This window comes from Streptomyces sindenensis (genome assembly GCF_014649035.1).
In the GTDB taxonomy this organism is placed as follows: Bacteria; Actinomycetota; Actinomycetes; order Streptomycetales; family Streptomycetaceae; genus Streptomyces; species Streptomyces sindenensis.
Genome location: NZ_BMSG01000007.1, coordinates 152,052 through 167,035 on the forward strand (window position 1 = coordinate 152,052; position 14,984 = coordinate 167,035).

8 protein-coding genes and 1 tRNA gene are annotated in these 14,984 nt (G+C 71.5%); 5 read left to right on the forward strand and 4 right to left on the reverse strand.

Features of this window, described 5'->3' with window-relative positions:
- The first annotated feature begins 540 nt into the window (after nt 1-540).
- Entirely contained in the window at nt 541-2,139 is a 1,599-nt protein-coding gene (locus tag IE145_RS11435) for an SNIPE associated domain-containing protein (protein ID WP_229825507.1), read from the forward strand.
- 317 nt (nt 2,140-2,456) lie between these two features.
- On the opposite strand, the gene IE145_RS11440 is transcribed toward IE145_RS11435, so the two are convergent.
- Nucleotides 2,457-2,529 (reverse strand) — tRNA-Arg (locus IE145_RS11440).
- A 333-nt stretch (nt 2,530-2,862) separates the two neighbouring features.
- Nucleotides 2,863-4,311: an alanine/glycine:cation symporter family protein gene (locus tag IE145_RS11445; RefSeq protein ID WP_189520803.1), complete on the reverse strand. Its 1,449-nt coding sequence runs from the start codon at nt 4,309-4,311 to the stop codon at nt 2,863-2,865.
- A 919-nt stretch (nt 4,312-5,230) separates the two neighbouring features.
- Between IE145_RS11445 and IE145_RS11450 the strand changes: the two genes are divergently transcribed.
- Entirely contained in the window at nt 5,231-8,677 is a 3,447-nt protein-coding gene (locus IE145_RS11450) for an AAA family ATPase (RefSeq protein WP_189520804.1), read from the forward strand.
- 35 nt (nt 8,678-8,712) lie between these two features.
- On the opposite strand, the gene IE145_RS11455 is transcribed toward IE145_RS11450, so the two are convergent.
- Entirely contained in the window at nt 8,713-8,916 is a 204-nt protein-coding gene (locus IE145_RS11455; RefSeq protein WP_189520805.1) for a hypothetical protein, read from the reverse strand.
- 214 nt (nt 8,917-9,130) lie between these two features.
- Between IE145_RS11455 and IE145_RS11460 the strand changes: the two genes are divergently transcribed.
- Complete coding sequence (locus IE145_RS11460; RefSeq protein ID WP_189520806.1) at nt 9,131-10,930, forward strand: class I adenylate-forming enzyme family protein; 1,800 nt, start codon at nt 9,131-9,133, stop codon at nt 10,928-10,930.
- Here IE145_RS11460 and IE145_RS11465 read toward each other — a convergent pair.
- Nucleotides 10,917-12,194, reverse strand: a complete 1,278-nt coding sequence (locus tag IE145_RS11465) for a M6 family metalloprotease domain-containing protein (RefSeq protein ID WP_189520807.1) — start codon at nt 12,192-12,194, stop codon at nt 10,917-10,919. The two genes, IE145_RS11460 and IE145_RS11465, sit on opposite strands and share 14 nt — an antisense overlap.
- A 284-nt stretch (nt 12,195-12,478) precedes the next feature.
- On the opposite strand from IE145_RS11465, the gene IE145_RS11470 reads away from it, so the two are divergent.
- Nucleotides 12,479-13,165 (forward strand): TetR/AcrR family transcriptional regulator, encoded by a 687-nt coding sequence (locus IE145_RS11470; RefSeq protein WP_189520808.1) that lies wholly within the window; start codon nt 12,479-12,481, stop codon nt 13,163-13,165.
- A 210-nt stretch (nt 13,166-13,375) separates the two neighbouring features.
- Nucleotides 13,376-14,926 (forward strand): MFS transporter, encoded by a 1,551-nt coding sequence (locus IE145_RS11475; RefSeq protein WP_189520809.1) that lies wholly within the window; start codon nt 13,376-13,378, stop codon nt 14,924-14,926.
- Nucleotides 14,927-14,984: the final 58 nt, after the last annotated feature.

A 14,984-nucleotide genomic window follows, 5' to 3' on the forward strand; every position in this document is an offset into this window, starting at 1 on the left:
CGGGCCGACTGCAGGGGGTGACCTCGTGCCACCGGTCGCGGGCGCGCGTGGCGTGGCCAGGGGAGGCACAAGACGCACTGGAGTACGCGCCCGTGTTGGTGGATCATCGCCCTGCTCACTGGGCCTCAGTTGCCGTGCTGGTCACGGCTGTGGGTGCGCCAGGCTCCGTGTTCGACAACTCCAAGTCTTGCGTTCTTGAGAACGGACAGGAACTTGTCCGCGGACAGAGGTGTGGCCCCCTTCGCTGCACCTTCACCCGGTGCGTCAGGGGCGGTCGGCCGTGCCCGGTGGCGCCGGGCCGGTCCCTCAAGGACGAAGGGCACTTCGCTGCCGGCGCAGGGCCGTCCTGCCGGCGGCCGGAATCTACGGCTCTCTGCGGCATACCCGCCTCGTCGGATCTGCTGCCAGGAGGGCCAAAAACAGGAGATGGCAGGACGAAGGTCCACAAGGCCGAGTACGTTCGACTCGGCCCGCTGGCTTCCGGACGGCATCGGGGTTACACCGGCCGTCTCTAGCCCTCGCGACAGGAGTCGTTGCCCCATGACCTACCGGTTCAACCCGCCGCCCACCTGGCCCGCTCCGCCGGAGGGGTGGAGCCCGCCACCCGGCTGGGAACCGGATCCCGCATGGCCCACACCCCCAGGCTGGCAGATCTGGATCCCGGAAGGGGCCGTGCCGCAGCCGAGCGCACCCGTTCCTCAACAGTCGGCCTACGGCCCCCAGGCGACGATCCCGGCCACAGGCGGGGGTCTGTTCGGCCGGCGCCGTAAGCAAGCGGAGTCCGAGGCGGCGCGTCTGGCGGGCGAGCTGGCGCTGATGGAAACACAGGTACGCGGGCTGCAGGAAGACAACCGCCACCTGACGGAGCAATTGAGTCGTCTCATCGGATCCGACAGCGCTCAGATAGCCGCCGAGCAGCAGCGACTGCGCCGCGCGCATGAGGAGAAGCTCCAAGAGATCGGACGGATCGACGCTCTCCTCGACGAGAAGATAGAGCACGCTGCCGAGAGCGCCGCGCAGTCCCTGGTTGACGTGCGCCGCCAAGCCGACGATATGGCTCACCAGGCGGCGGAGGCCGAACAGCGCCTCACGGCCGCGCGCCGGGATCTGGTGCTCACTGATGAGACGCGGATGCTGCAAGAGGCCGGCATCTACGAGTACCGCCATCCGCTCGCCGACGCGCTCGCCTACAAGGACCGGCTCGACAGTCTCAAGGCCCGCTACAAGCAGTTGGCGAAGGACGACCGGGCTGTGCTCGGGAACCAGTACTGGATGGTGGACGGCTCAGCTGCCAAGGGCCGCAAGATGGTCCGTGACTTCTCCAAACTGATGCTGCGCGCGTACAACGCCGAGGCGGACAACGCGGTGCGCGGCATGAAGCCGCACAGGCTCGACTCGCTGATCGACCGGCTCGGCAAGACGCGGGAGTCGATCGCCCGGCTCGGCGCCACCATGCAGATCCGCATCGGCGATGATTACCACCAGCTGCGGGTCCAGGAGTTGGAGCTCACGGCGGACTACCTGGTGAGGAAGGAGACTGAGCGGGAGGAACAGCGAGAGCTACGAGCCCAGCAGCGCGAGGAGGAGCGCCTGCAGCGCGAGATCGAGCGCGAACGGCAGCGGCTGGAGAAGGAACGCAGCCACTACGAGGGCGCCCTGCGCCGCCTGCGCTCCGGCACCGGCGATGAGGCCAGCATCGCGGAACTCGAAGGAAAACTCGCCGATTTGGGCGCCGAACTGGATGCAGTCGAGGCCCGCGAGGCCAACATCCGGGCCGGATACGTCTACGTCATCTCCAACGTCGGAGCGTTCGGCGAACGCATGGTCAAGATCGGTATGACCCGGCGCCTCGATCCCATGGACCGCGTCATCGAACTCGGGGACGCGTCCGTCCCCTTCCGCTTCGACGTGCACGCCCTGATCTTCAGTGAGGACGCCGTCGGCCTGGAACGCCGCCTGCACCAGGAGTTCGAGTCCCGCCGCGTCAACCGGGTAAACCTGCGCCGGGAGTTCTTCTACGTCACACCGGCAGACGTACGCGCCGCCCTGCAGCGGCTCGCCGGACAGCACCTCCTGGAGTTCCAGGACACGCCCGAGGCTCCTGAGTGGAGGGCCAGCCAGACCGCTGCCGGGCGGTGACGGGCTCGACTCGGGCAAACTCGTTGGATGCGTCCAGACGGCAGGCGGCGCCACCCAGACTGATCCAGGTGACCCTGGAGGTACTTCTCCCGCGAGGTGAGCGGTCACTTCTCCGGTTCGGTGATCGCGAGCCACACGGCCACCTACACCTCGCTGATGCCCCAGTTCGAGCAGGAGGCCGCCTACGCCCCGCGGGGGGTCGGTCGAAAACTCCGTAACCAGGGCGTCGCGTGGCGTTACGCCCCCGCAGACACGAAAACAGCCCCCTCTGTCGATCCGAGGGGGCTGTTCGAAGGTCCGTGCCTGGTCAGGCACTGTGCCCCCGGCAGGATTCGAACCTGCGACACCCGCTTTAGGAGAGCGGTGCTCTATCCCCTGAGCTACGAAGGCGGGGCTTGCCGTACCCTGCCGGAAACCCCCGTGGGGAATGCCAGGCGGAGTGAGGTAAACGCCCTGGTCATACGAGTCTGTGGCGGTGCCGCAGGAGAGATCCGGAAGGACGCTTTCCACGAGCAGGCGCACGGGTAGATCGACTGACCGCTGACAGCGTAGCGGATGGGGATCGCGGAGGTCGCCCCCATTGCCGCTGTGCGCCGCGATACCTTCGTGCCGCCCTTCGGCACGGTTCCCGGGATCCGGGCCCGGCCTCGAAAAGCCCGGCGGGCGGCACCCCTCCCGGGATGCCGCCCGCCGGGGCGTACGGTCGCACGGGGCGCGTCCGGGTCAGAGCGAGCCGGCCGGAATGCGCTCCCGCGGTGTGGCGTCCTGGTCCGATGCGTCCCAGCATTCCACCTCGCCGCGCAGGCCCGGGACCTGGTCCTTGCGGAAGACCGGGTCGAGGCCCTGGCGGCGCTGGGCCAGGTAGTCGTCGAGGAGGCGGAAGGCGACCGCGCCGAGGGGGATGATCGCGATCAGGTTGACCAGCACCATCGCACCCATCGTGACGTCCGCGAGGCTCCAGACCAGGGGGACGGAGCCGATCGCGCCGAGGACGGCGCAGGCGATGACCACCACGCGGTACGTGCTCATCACGTGCTTGCTGCGGGTGATGAACTGGATGTTGGACTCGCCGTAGTAGTAGTTACCGATCATGGAACTGAAGGCGACCATGAAGACCACCAGCGTCAGCAGGTGACCGGCCCAGTCGCCGAGCGCGCTGGTGAAGGCGGCCTGGGTGACGTCCGCGCCGCCGCGCTCACCGAGGGTCGGGTTGGCGGAGAGGATCACGAAGGCGGTCATGGTGCAGATGACCAGGGTGTCGAAGTAGACGCCGAGGGTCTGGACCAGGCCCTGCTTGACCGGGTGCGTGGTCTCCGCGGCCGCGGCGGCGTTCGGGGCGGAACCCATGCCCGCCTCGTTGGAGAACATGCCGCGCCGTACGCCCTGCAGGATGGCCGTACCCACGGCGCCGCCCGCGACCTCGCGGAAGCCGAAGGCGCCGCCGACGATGTCGCCGAGCATGCCGGGCACGTTGCCGAGGTTGAGGAGCACGATGACCAGGCCGACCAGCAGGTAGAGCGCGGCCATCACCGGGATGATGACCTTGGTGACGGCCGTCAGGCGCTTCACGCCGAAGAACACCGCGAGCGCGAGCAGCGCGGCGAGCGCGACGCCCAGGACGGGGTTGAACCAGGAGGCGTCCGAGCCGAAGGAGCCCTTCGTGGCCACCGTGATCGTGTTGGACTGCACCGCGGTCAGCACGAACCCGAACGTCAGCGTGATCAGAACGGCGAAGACCACGCCGAGCCAGCGCATTCCGAGCGCCTTCTGCATGTAGTAGGCCGGGCCGCCCCGGTACGTACCGGGCTCCGTGTCGCGCACCTTGTACAGCTGGGCCAGGACCGACTCGACGAACGCCGAGGCACCGCCGATCAGGGCCATCATCCACATCCAGAAGACGGCGCCGGGGCCGCCCATGGTGATCGCGGTGGCCACACCGGCGATGTTGCCGGTGCCGATCCGCGCCGCGGCGGAGATGGTGAAGGCGCCAAAGGGGCTGACGCCGGACTGCGGCTTGTCCCTGAAGACGCGGAACATTTCCGGGATCAGGCGGATCTGCACGCCCTTGGAGCGCAGCGTGAACCAGACGCCGGCGACGGCGACCAGCGGAATCAGCAGATAGGTCCAGAAGATGTCGTTAAGGTCGACGACCCAGGTTTCCAACGTGCCCATACAGATGTTCCCGGTTCCTTGTGAGTCGGGGAATCGGCCCGGTCTCCGTGTGCGCGTACAGGTCGTGTACGGAGCGGAGGGGTGGGCCGGACAGAGCGGAGTCGAATACTCCGCAAACGGAAAGGACTGTAGGCCGGGGTGACGGCCCCTGCCTATGGCGCCCGAAGTGGCCTATCTCATAGAGGACCGATATGCGCGGGAAATCCCTGGCCGCGGCCGTCGTCAGGGCTGGTCGCCGACGCCCGCTCTGCCGTCGGTCGCCCGGTGCCGGCTCTGTCCACGAGAACGGGCTGGGCGCGGCAGCGGCTCCGCGGACCGGTGATCGCGCGCCCGGGGGCTCATGCCGACCGTGCGGCGGCCGACGCGCGGTCGCCGTGACGCAGGTCACGGGAGCCTGTCCGGGTGAGCGGACGAGCCGGGGGGTGAGCTACTCGACGCGTACGCGTATCCGGGCGGGGGCCCCGAATCCGGTCGGGGGTCCCGAATCCGGGCGGGGGATCCCGACGCCTTCCGGGAGGTGTTCCGCGATCATGCCCAGATCGCCTACCGGTGCGCCGTCCGGACCGGCGGGGACCGGAGTGCGGCCGAGGGCGTCGTGTCGCTGACGTTCCTGGAGGCGTGGCGGCTGCGCGGGAAGCTGCGGGGCGAGGGGGCGAGCCCGCGCCACGGCGGCCAGGGTGCCGGGCGGCGTGGACGGAGTCCAGGACGGCCCGGTCAGCGGGGGTCGTGATGTCGCTGCCGCCTGTACGAACTCGGGCCCGCGTACGGCCAAGTGCGGGTCCGGCGGGCCGAGGCCGACGGCCTCGTCCGAGAACTGATCCACTGACTGTTCGTCACCACCCGGTTTCTGATAGTTGTTTCCGTGGGGTACGGGCGCATGCCCGTGGCGGTGTCGCCCGGCACCGCAGGGAGGACGCACATGAGCACCACCACTCGGGACGAGATCCTCGCCGGCGAGCAGCGGGCGGTGGACCACGCATACCACTGCTACACCATGAAACTGGCCGAAATGAGCGGCACTTCGGCCGCCACCGCCTCGGCGAGCGGCAAGGACGGGATCGCCAACCGGGCCGAGGCGGAGGCGCGGGCCGAGGCCTACGGAGGGCTGGGCGACGAGGCGCTGGTCTTCGCCCGCGTCGATGCGCCGGAGGACCCGGGAGGGGAGCCCCGGCCGTGGTACATCGGGCGCCGCGGGGTGAAGGACAGCGCGAATGACCCGGTCGTTCTGCTGTGGACCAGCCCCCTGGCGAAGACCTGGATCGAGACCCGGCGCGAGAGCCCGGGCGAGGTGGTCCTGCGCCGGCAGCTCCGCTGCGTGCGGCAGGTCGTCGAGAGCTACTTCGACGAGATCTCCTCGCTGGAGGCCGCTCCTGCGCCCTCGGTCGAGCCGGCGCCCGAACCCGTTGCCGTACCGGAGCCCCGCCAGGCCGCCGACGACAGCGCGCCGGAGGAGCCGGGCGCGCCCCCTGCCCTGGAGCGCACCCCTGCCCCGGAGCGCACCCCTGCCCCGGAGCGCACCCCGGCCCCCACTCCCGGCGATGTCGTACGGCGGCAGCGGCGCAAGGCGCTCCAGCCGGACGACTTCCTGCTGCGGGAGCTCCAGCGGTCGCGCGGCGGGCGGATGCGGGACATCGTCGAGACCATCCGCCGTGACCAGATGCAGCTGGTGACCGGTTCGCCGTCGGACATCCTCGTCGTGCAGGGCGGTCCCGGTACCGGCAAGTCGGCGGTCGGTCTGCACCGGGTGACCTGGCTCGTCAACAACGAGCACTTCAAGGCCCCGGACATCCTCGTCATCGGCCCCCACCAGCGGTTCCTCGACTATGTGGGGCAGGTCCTCCCCACGCTCGGCACCCGGGGCGTCAACGCCGTCCAGCTGGAACGCCTGTGGGAGGGGGAGATCCTCGGCGTCGACCCCCCGAAGGCGCGCCTGGTGAAGTCGGACGACCGCATGGCGGCCGTCCTGCGGCGTCGCGTCGAGAGCGACTACCGCCCCGAGGCGCTCGACCCCCTCACCGCCGTTCCCTCGTTCAAGGGCGACGAACCCGGGATCGTCGTCAACGCCGGCAGTACGACCCTTCGTGTTCCGAAGTCCGAGGTCCTCGCCCTCCTGGACCAGGCCCATGCCGGTGACGGGCCTTTCCGGGAGCGACGCGACCGTTTCCGGGGCCTCTTCGTCGACCGGCTCCTCCAGGAGCTCGCCGGCATCGCGCCGCGCCGCGGGCAGGCCGGCACGATCCGCCGCGACCTGGAGCGCAACCGGCGGGTCGAGCGCCTCGTCGAACGCGTCTGGCCGTCCCCCGGCCCCCGGGAGGCCCTGCGCAGCCTCTACGACTCGGCCGACCTCCTGCGCGACTGCGCCGACGGCATCCTCGACGGGGACGAGCAGGCGGCCCTGATGCGAGCCCGCGCCGCCAGCGCCGACGCCGACCCGTGGACCCTCGACGACCACGTCTGCCTCGAAGAGCTCCGCATGCTGATCAGCGGCGACACCCCGCCGAGATACGGCCACATCGTCGTCGACGAGGCCCAGGACCTCACGCCGATGCAGGCCCGCTCCCTGCGGCGGCGCTGTGCCGTGGGCGGTTCGATGACCGTGCTGGGCGACCTCGCGCAGGCGACGGGCGCCCACACCCCGACGAGCTGGGACCTGCTGGGCGCCCTCCTCTCCGACCACGGCGACTGGAGCGTGGCCGAGCTCACCACCAGCTACCGCGTCCCCGCCGAGGTCATGGAGTTCGTCGCCCCGCTCGCACGGGCGATCGCTCCGGCCCTGCCCTACCCGGAGGCGGTCCGGGAAGCGGGAGCGGACGCCGTACGGACCGTGGCGACCGAGCCGTCGAAGCTGCTCGACGACACCGTCGCCCACGTGGCCCGGCTGACGGGCACCACGGACGGCAGCACCCCCCGCTCCGTGGCCGTCATCGTCCCCGACGACTCGGAGTGGCTGGACGCCATCAGCCGCAGGATCGTGGAGGACGGCGCCATCGGCGAGCGGAACCGTGAGGCCGTCTCCGTGCTGGCCGCAGCCCAGGTCAAGGGCATGGAGTACGACCACGTCCTGGTCGTCGAGCCCGCCACGATGGCCGACCGCGGTCCCGCCGGGCTGCGCCAGTTGTACGTGGCCCTCACCCGCGGCACCCAGAGCCTGACCGTCCTGCACACCGCCGCGCTGCCGGAGGCGCTCACCGGCACCGGGGACGCCCAGGCGCCGGCGGTGCCCGATCCCCGGCCGGAGGGCAGCGGCGTCGGCAGGCTGCCCCGGATCGGCACCGATGTCCGGGTCGAGGTCGTGGACCGGGTCCCGGGTGGTCGCTACAAGGTCAAGTCGTTGTCGCCGGTGATCGACCGACCGCTCGTCCTGACCGTCCGCCACGGATCGGTTCCCCCGCTGCTGGGAGAGCAGCTGGACTGCTGGGTCTTCGCCAACGAGACGACCCAGACCGTGCTCACCGGCGACCAGCGCGGCCGGTCGCCCATTTCGGAGCGGATGGCAGGGCGCTACGTCGCGGCGCTGGATGTTCTCGGAGAGCTGGCCGAGAGCGACGGCGAAGTTCCCGACGCCCGCAGCCGTCTCTCCGAACTCCAGGGCATGGCCAACCGCATCCTCCGGCGGGACCAGGCCGACTGGGTCGATGTGCTTCACCTGTTCGGAGATCCGGACAGAGAGCGACTCGGAGTACTCCGCGACCTCGCCGCGACGACCAACCGCGCGCTCAAGGAGGGCACTCTCGAGGCGGCGCAGCTCGCGGAGGAGCTGGCGGCCTCCGGCTGGGCGGAGGCCCTGTCCGAAGCGCAGAGAGAGATCCAGGCGCGCTTCGGCCCGGCGACGAAGCCGGATCCCGACGGCGCGGTTCCCGTCGCCCCGACGGGGGCCGATCAGAAGGAAGAAGTGCAGATGACCACCGCGGACACCACCGCCGCACCACCGGCCGCCACCACGAAGGACGGCTTCCTCCGCGCGCTGGAAGCGGCCGCCGGGGCCGACCGTACGTGCAAGAAGCACGAGGCGGTCCGCCACGCGCTGAAGTCCTCGCTCCTCTGGGCGGACCTCCAGCCGGCCGACTCGCCTGTCGTCGACGTCAGCTGCGTCACCGAACACGGCCTCTTCCTCTACGAGGCCCTGGGCGCGGGACGCTCCACCTACGCGGACCTCCGCTCGGGTGCGACACGCTTGCTGGAGATCAACCACACGCTGCCCGCCCCTGCCGACGGCCTCTACCTCGTTCTCTCCGAACCGCCGTCCGAGGACTGGTCTGTTGACACGATTCGCGACGTCTTCGGTGTCAAGGTCATGTGGCGCAGCCCGGGTGGCTGGGGTGGCGAGAACGCAGACGCCGCATTCGGCTCCTCCGGGGGCGAGTAGGGCGAGCAGGGCGGGTAAGGGGTCCTAGCTGTCGGTCAGTCCGCTCCGGCACCCTGCCGAAGCGGACGAAGCAGGCGCAGGCGGCGGCGCACGGGTGTCGCCCACGCGGCGACGGCGACGGCGAAGTCGGCCACCTCCAAGAGCGCTGCGATGGCCGCCGCCCCACCGCGCTCGACGCGCCGCACGAGGTGACCGTGCGCGTAGTGGCCGGTGTCCGGGAGCAGGCGCCGGGGGAGCATCTGGATCGGATCGCCACGCCGGGGGCGACTCCCTCGTGGAGAAGGGGCTCCTCCCCGGCGCGAGTCCCGGACCCGGCCGCAGAGGGCCCCTGCGTCCCGGACCCGGCCGCAGGGGGCCCTGGCCCAAGCCCCCCGGCCGGCCGCTGAAACGTCGGGGCGCCGCGCTACCGGTTAACGTCACTCCCACCCAGCCAGCGCAAGAAAGGCCGCCGCCGTGCCGCACACCGACCCGCCCCCGAGCGGGAAGCCGGACTCCGAGCGCGCCGAGCGCATCCACGCCCGTCTCACCGGCCCCGGCGCGCCCTTCGCCGTGGTCCTCGGTGAGCGGGGGACGCCGGAGTACGCCGACGGGCCCCGTACGCTGCGCGAGTTCGTCGAGACCACCTGGGCCTACGGGGACACGCCGTTCCTGATCGCGGGTGAACGGACCTACTCCTACGGGGAGTTCTTCGCCGCGGCCGCCGCCCTCGCCGTACGCCTGCGGGAGCGGTACGGGCTGCGCTCCGGCGACCGGGCTGTGATCGCGATGCGGAACCATCCCGAGTGGCAGATCGCCTTCTGGGCGGCCCAGCTGGCCGGTCTCGTCGCCGTACCGCTCAACGCCTGGTGGACCGAGGGCGAGTTCGTCCACGCCCTTGACGACTGCGAGCCCGGCGTGCTGCTCGTGGACGGGGAGCGGCTGGGCCGGGTGGCCGGCTGGGCCCGGCGGACCGGGGCGTACGTCGTCCTCTTCCACGGGGAGCACGAGGAGCGAGGCGAGCACGCCGACGACGCGGAAGCGTCCGGGGCGCAGGCGCTGCGCCTCGACCGGTACGACGACTTCCCCGCCCCCGATCCGCTGGCCGCGCCGCCCGACGTCGAGCCCCGGCCCGAGGACGACGCCACGATCCTCTACACCTCCGGCACCACCGGCCGCCCCAAGGGCGCGGTGGCCACCCATCTCGCCCAGGCCGGGGCCGCGCTCAATCCCCGCTACCACGCGGCGGCCTCCGCGCTGGGGCGGGGGGCCGTGCCGGGGATGGGGCCCGCCCCGATCTCCCTGATGACGTTCCCGTTCTTCCACGTCGCCGCGTTCACCGGCTTCTACGGTGCGATGGCGGCCGGCGGCACCCTCGTCCTCATGCGCAGGTGGGACGCGGACGAGGCGCTGCGGCTGATCCGGGCCCATGGCGTCACGCACTTCGCGGGGGTGCCGACGACCGCCCTCCAACTGCTGGACGCCGCCGAGCAGACCGGGGACGGGCTGGCGAGCCTCACCCTGTTCAGCACCGGGGGAGCCGCGCCCCCGCCGGCCCTGGTGTCCCGTCTCACCGCCCGGTACGGCAAGCGCGTCGAGCCCCGCAACGGCTACGGCCTCACCGAGACCAGCGGCGGCGTCCTCGCGCACTTCGGGGACGACTACCGCGCCGACCCCGCCGGCTCGGGCCGCCCGACCCCCGTCACCGAGGTCCGGATCGCCGGGCCGTCGGGCGAGGAGCTCCCCGACGGGCAGACGGGTGAGCTGTGGCTGCGCGGCCAGTCGCTGTTCCGCGGCTACTGGCGCGACCCGGCGGCGACCGAGGAGGCCTTCGGTGACGGCGGCTGGTTCCGTACGGGGGACCTCGCCGTACGCCGCGAGGGGCAGGTCTCCGTGGTCGGCCGGCGCACGGACATGGTGATCCGGGGCGGCGAGAACGTGTACTGCGTCGAGGTCGAGGGCGTCCTGCACGACCACCCGGACGTGTCCGACGCCGCCGTTCTCGGCGTCCCGCATCCGGTGCTGGGGGAGGAGGTGGCGGCCGTCGTCCGGCTGCGCGCCGGGGCGACGGTCACCGCCGGGGAGCTGCGGGACCACGTCGGCGGGAGGCTCGCCGCGTTCAAGGTGCCCGCCCGGGTGCTGTTCACCGACGAGCCGCTCCCGCGCAACGCCACCGGGAAGCTCGTCAAGCAACGGATCCGAGCCCTGGCGGAGGCGGCCGCGCCGCTCACGGGCACGCGGTCCGGGCCGCCGGCCCACCCCGTCACGGGCGGCTGACCCGCACCCGGTAGTTGCCGTCGTCGTCCTCGTCCAGCACGGATATCCGTACGCCGTTGGCCCGGTCGGTGAAGGTCTGGCCGGGCCGGAAGGGGGCGTCGGACAGTTCCGCGTGGACGTTGGGGCGTCGGGTGCAGCCGCCGCTGTCCTCGGTGGCGTCGGCGACGGAGACCGGGCCCTGGCCGGTGTCCACGTCGGAGCTGACCTTGTAGATCAGCACCCCGGGCCGGCAGACCGCCTCGTCGTTGCCGGCCGCCGTGCGGACCTCCACGGCGTAGCCGGACTGGGCGCTCAGCGGGACGAAGGCGAGCTTGGTGCCGCCCTCGGTGGCCAGCGGGCCGAGCGTGTGCTCGCTGACGCCGGGCTGCGACGCGCAGCTGATCTGCTCGTTGTCGAGCCAGCCGAGCTTCCACTTGTGCCAGGCCAGGAAGTCGTTATTGGCGCCCCAGTCCTCGGACATGATGTCCCAGTGCCCGACCGAGCCGCCGCCCTCCATCGTGTAGAGGTCGGGCAGTCCGAAGACATGGCCGTTCTCGTGCGGCAGGACGCGGTAGCCGGTTTCGGCGTACGACCCCGAACCGTCGTCCTGGCGGCTGTAGACGAACGAGGTGTTGGCGAGCGGCGCCCCGTCCGCCTCCGGGGCCTCGTCGTTGCCGGAGAAGGTCACCGAGAGCACGGTGTCCAGCGCGGAGGGGCCGGCGTTCGGGCTGACCAGGATGTTGACCAGGTCGTACTCCGAGAAGTCGACGCGGGGGTCGGCGGCCGCGACGATGTCCTTCACCAGCTGGCGGTAGCCCGGCTCGAACGGTGAGCCGCGCTCTATCCCGTACTCCGTGAACGCCATCGGCATCCGCAGCCAGTCCTTGACGGGGGCCTCGGGCCGGTAGACGAGCCGGCCGTAGGAGCTGGTCCTGAACCAGTCGGAGGTCTGCGGGAAGAACTCCGCGAACCGGTCCGTCGCGGGTTCCGTCCCCTCCGCGTCCGGGAAGTCGATCATCAGGTTGAGCGCCCTGATCTCACCGGTCGACCGGGCGTAGCCGGGCGGGGTCGGCAGGCCCTCGGACATCTGTACGCCCATGGCCGCGGTGATCCGGCACGGGGCGAGCGCGGAGTCCTGGGCGGTGGCCGCCGGGCCCGCCGAGGCGCGGCCGGCCGAGGGGAGGGTGGTGCTGGCCGAGGCCATGGCGGCTATGACCAGCGCGGTCGCTCCGGCCAGGGCGACCGGGCGGCGGTGTCTGCGTATCCGGTGGCGGGGCTGCTGCATAGAGGCGCCTTCGGGGTCCGCGGCAGTCGGCCGACCCCTGACTGCGCTCTGGCGATCAGCCTGTGCCGGGTGGTGCGGGGCCGCTCGCTGGGTGCGCCGATCGGTGGGTTTCCCGCGAAATGATGTGATGCAGGTCACGCGGTGGGTGGGAAATAAGCGGGGAACCTCTCCCCGTTTGCATACGTGTCCCCGCTAAACGGGGAAACGGTCCCCGGTTACGGAGGGGGTCCGGCCGGCTACGCAAACGAAAGCCGACCGCAGAGACGGAAGGGAGGAGGGTCGCAGTGAGGACCGTCGCCAAGGACGCCGTTCAGGCCGTCGCCGGGAAGAGCGCCGCGCCGGCACCGCCGTGCCGCGTCGCCCGTCCGCGGGCCGACGCGCTGCGCAACCGCGAGCGGATCATCGCGGCCGCGCGCGAGCTGTTCGTCGAGCTGGGGCCGGACGTGGCTCTGGACGACGTCGCCCGCCGCGCGGGCGTCGGCAACGCCACGCTCTACCGGAACTTCCCCGACCGCGCCGCCCTCACCCACGAGGTCGTCCTCGCCGTCACCTCCCGCACCACGCTGAGGGCCGAGGAGGCCGTCGCCGCGGAGTCCGACCCGTTCGCCGCGCTCAGCCGCTTCGTGCACGCGGCCGCCGACGAACGGATCGGCGCCCTGTGCCCGATGATCTCCGGCGTCTTCGACAAGGACCACCCCGATCTGCTCGCCGAGCGCGACCGCCTCGAAGAGGCCGTCGCAGGGCTCGTGTCGCGCGCCCAGTCCGCGGGGCGGCTGCGCACCGACATCGCCGTCGGTGACGTACTCGTCGCCCTCTCCCAACTCACCCGGCCGCTCCCCGGCATCGCCTGCCAGGGCATCGACCGGTTCACCCACCGTCATCTGCAGTTGTTCCTGGACGGCCTGGAGACCCCGGCCCGCTCCGAACTGCCCGGATCGGCGGCGACCTTGGAGGATCTGCGGCGCTCCTGACGGCCGCACCGACCTGAACCTTCCGGACCCGCCGACCCCACCGGCCTCACAGTCCCGCCCCACCCGAACACCGGCCCGTACGCCCCTGTCATCCACGGGGGCACACGCGGGCGGGCCCACGTAACCGTCGCGCGTACGCCACACCGCGTACCGCCGACGCCCACTCGGCGACGCCTCGGCGCCCTCATATGTCCTTAGGTGGCTACACCCATGTCAAAAACGGCCGGCCCGTCCCGAACGGCTGACACCGCCCTTCCCGATCCGAGTCGCTGGAAAGCCCTCGCCTTCATCGCGCTCGCCCAGCTGATGGTCGTCCTCGACGCGACCATCGTGAACATCGCGCTGCCCTCCGCCCAGGCCGACCTCGGCATCTCCGACGGCAACAAGCAGTGGGTCATCACCGCCTACGCCCTCGCCTTCGGTGGCCTCCTCCTCTTCGGCGGCCGGATCGCCGACCTCTGGGGCCGTAAGCGCACCTTCGTCGTCGGCCTGATCGGCTTCGCGCTGGCCTCCGCGCTCGGCGGGGCCGCCCAGAACGAGGCGATGATGTTCGGCTCCCGGGCCCTCCAGGGTGTCTTCGGCGCCCTGCTCGCCCCGGCCGCGCTCTCGCTGCTCGCCGTGATGTTCACCGACGCCAAGGAGCGCGCCAAGGCCTTCGGCATCTACGGGGCCATCGCCGGTGGCGGTGGCGCGGTCGGGCTGATCCTCGGCGGCTTCCTCACCGAGTACCTGAACTGGCGCTGGACGTTCTTCGTCAACATCCCGTTCGCCGTCGTCGCCGCCGCGGGCGCGTACTTCGTGATCCGTGAGCCCTCCGGCACCCGCAACCGCGCACCGCTGGACATCCCCGGCGTCGTGCTCTCCACGCTCGGCCTGGTCGCCCTGGTCTACGGCTTCACCCGCGCCGAGTCGGCCGGCTGGTCGGACGGCCTGACCGTCTCGATGTTCATCGCCGCCGCCGTGCTGCTGCTGGCCTTCGTCGTGACCGAGGCGCGCGTGAAGTCGCCGCTGCTGCCGCTGCGCGTCCTCACCGAACGCAACCGCGGCGGGGTGTACCTCTCGCTGGGCCTCGCCATCATCGCGATGTTCGGACTGTTCCTCTTCCTGACCTACTACCTCCAGGTCGTGAAGGGCTACTCCCCGGTCAAGACCGGTTTCGCGTTCCTCCCGATGATCGCGGGCATGATCACCGGCTCCACCCAGATCGGCACCCGGCTGATGACCCGGGTCCCGCCGCGTCTGCTGATGGGCCCCGGCTTCCTGGTCGCCGCGGTCGGCATGCTCCTGCTCACCCAGCTGGACCTGAACACCAGTTACGCGGCCGTCATCCTGCCCGGCATGCTGCTGCTCGGCCTCGGTATGGGTACGGCGTTCATGCCGGCGATGTCCCTGGCCACGCACGGCATCGAGCCGCGTGACGCGGGAGTGGCCTCCGCGATGGTCAACACCTCGCAGCAGGTCGGCGGCGCCATCGGCACCGCCCTGCTGAACACCATCGCCGCGAGCGCCACCACCGCGTACGTCGCCGATCACGCGGCCCGCGCCACGGACCCGAAGCTCCTGGAGCTCCAGGCCATGGTCAGTGGTTTCGCCGCCGCGATCTGGTGGGCGGTCGGCATCCTCGTCGCCGCGGCCGTCATCGCGATCGGCCTCATCAACACCGGCCGCCCCGGAACGGGGACGGGCGGCGCGGAGGGCGCCTCCGGCGAAGGCGCCGACGACGCCGAGGCCGAGTTCAAGATCCCGGTGGTCGCCCACTGACGGCCGTCACCGGCCGTCCTTCGACGGCGGCCGGCCCTTGACGGGGGCCGGCCCCCGG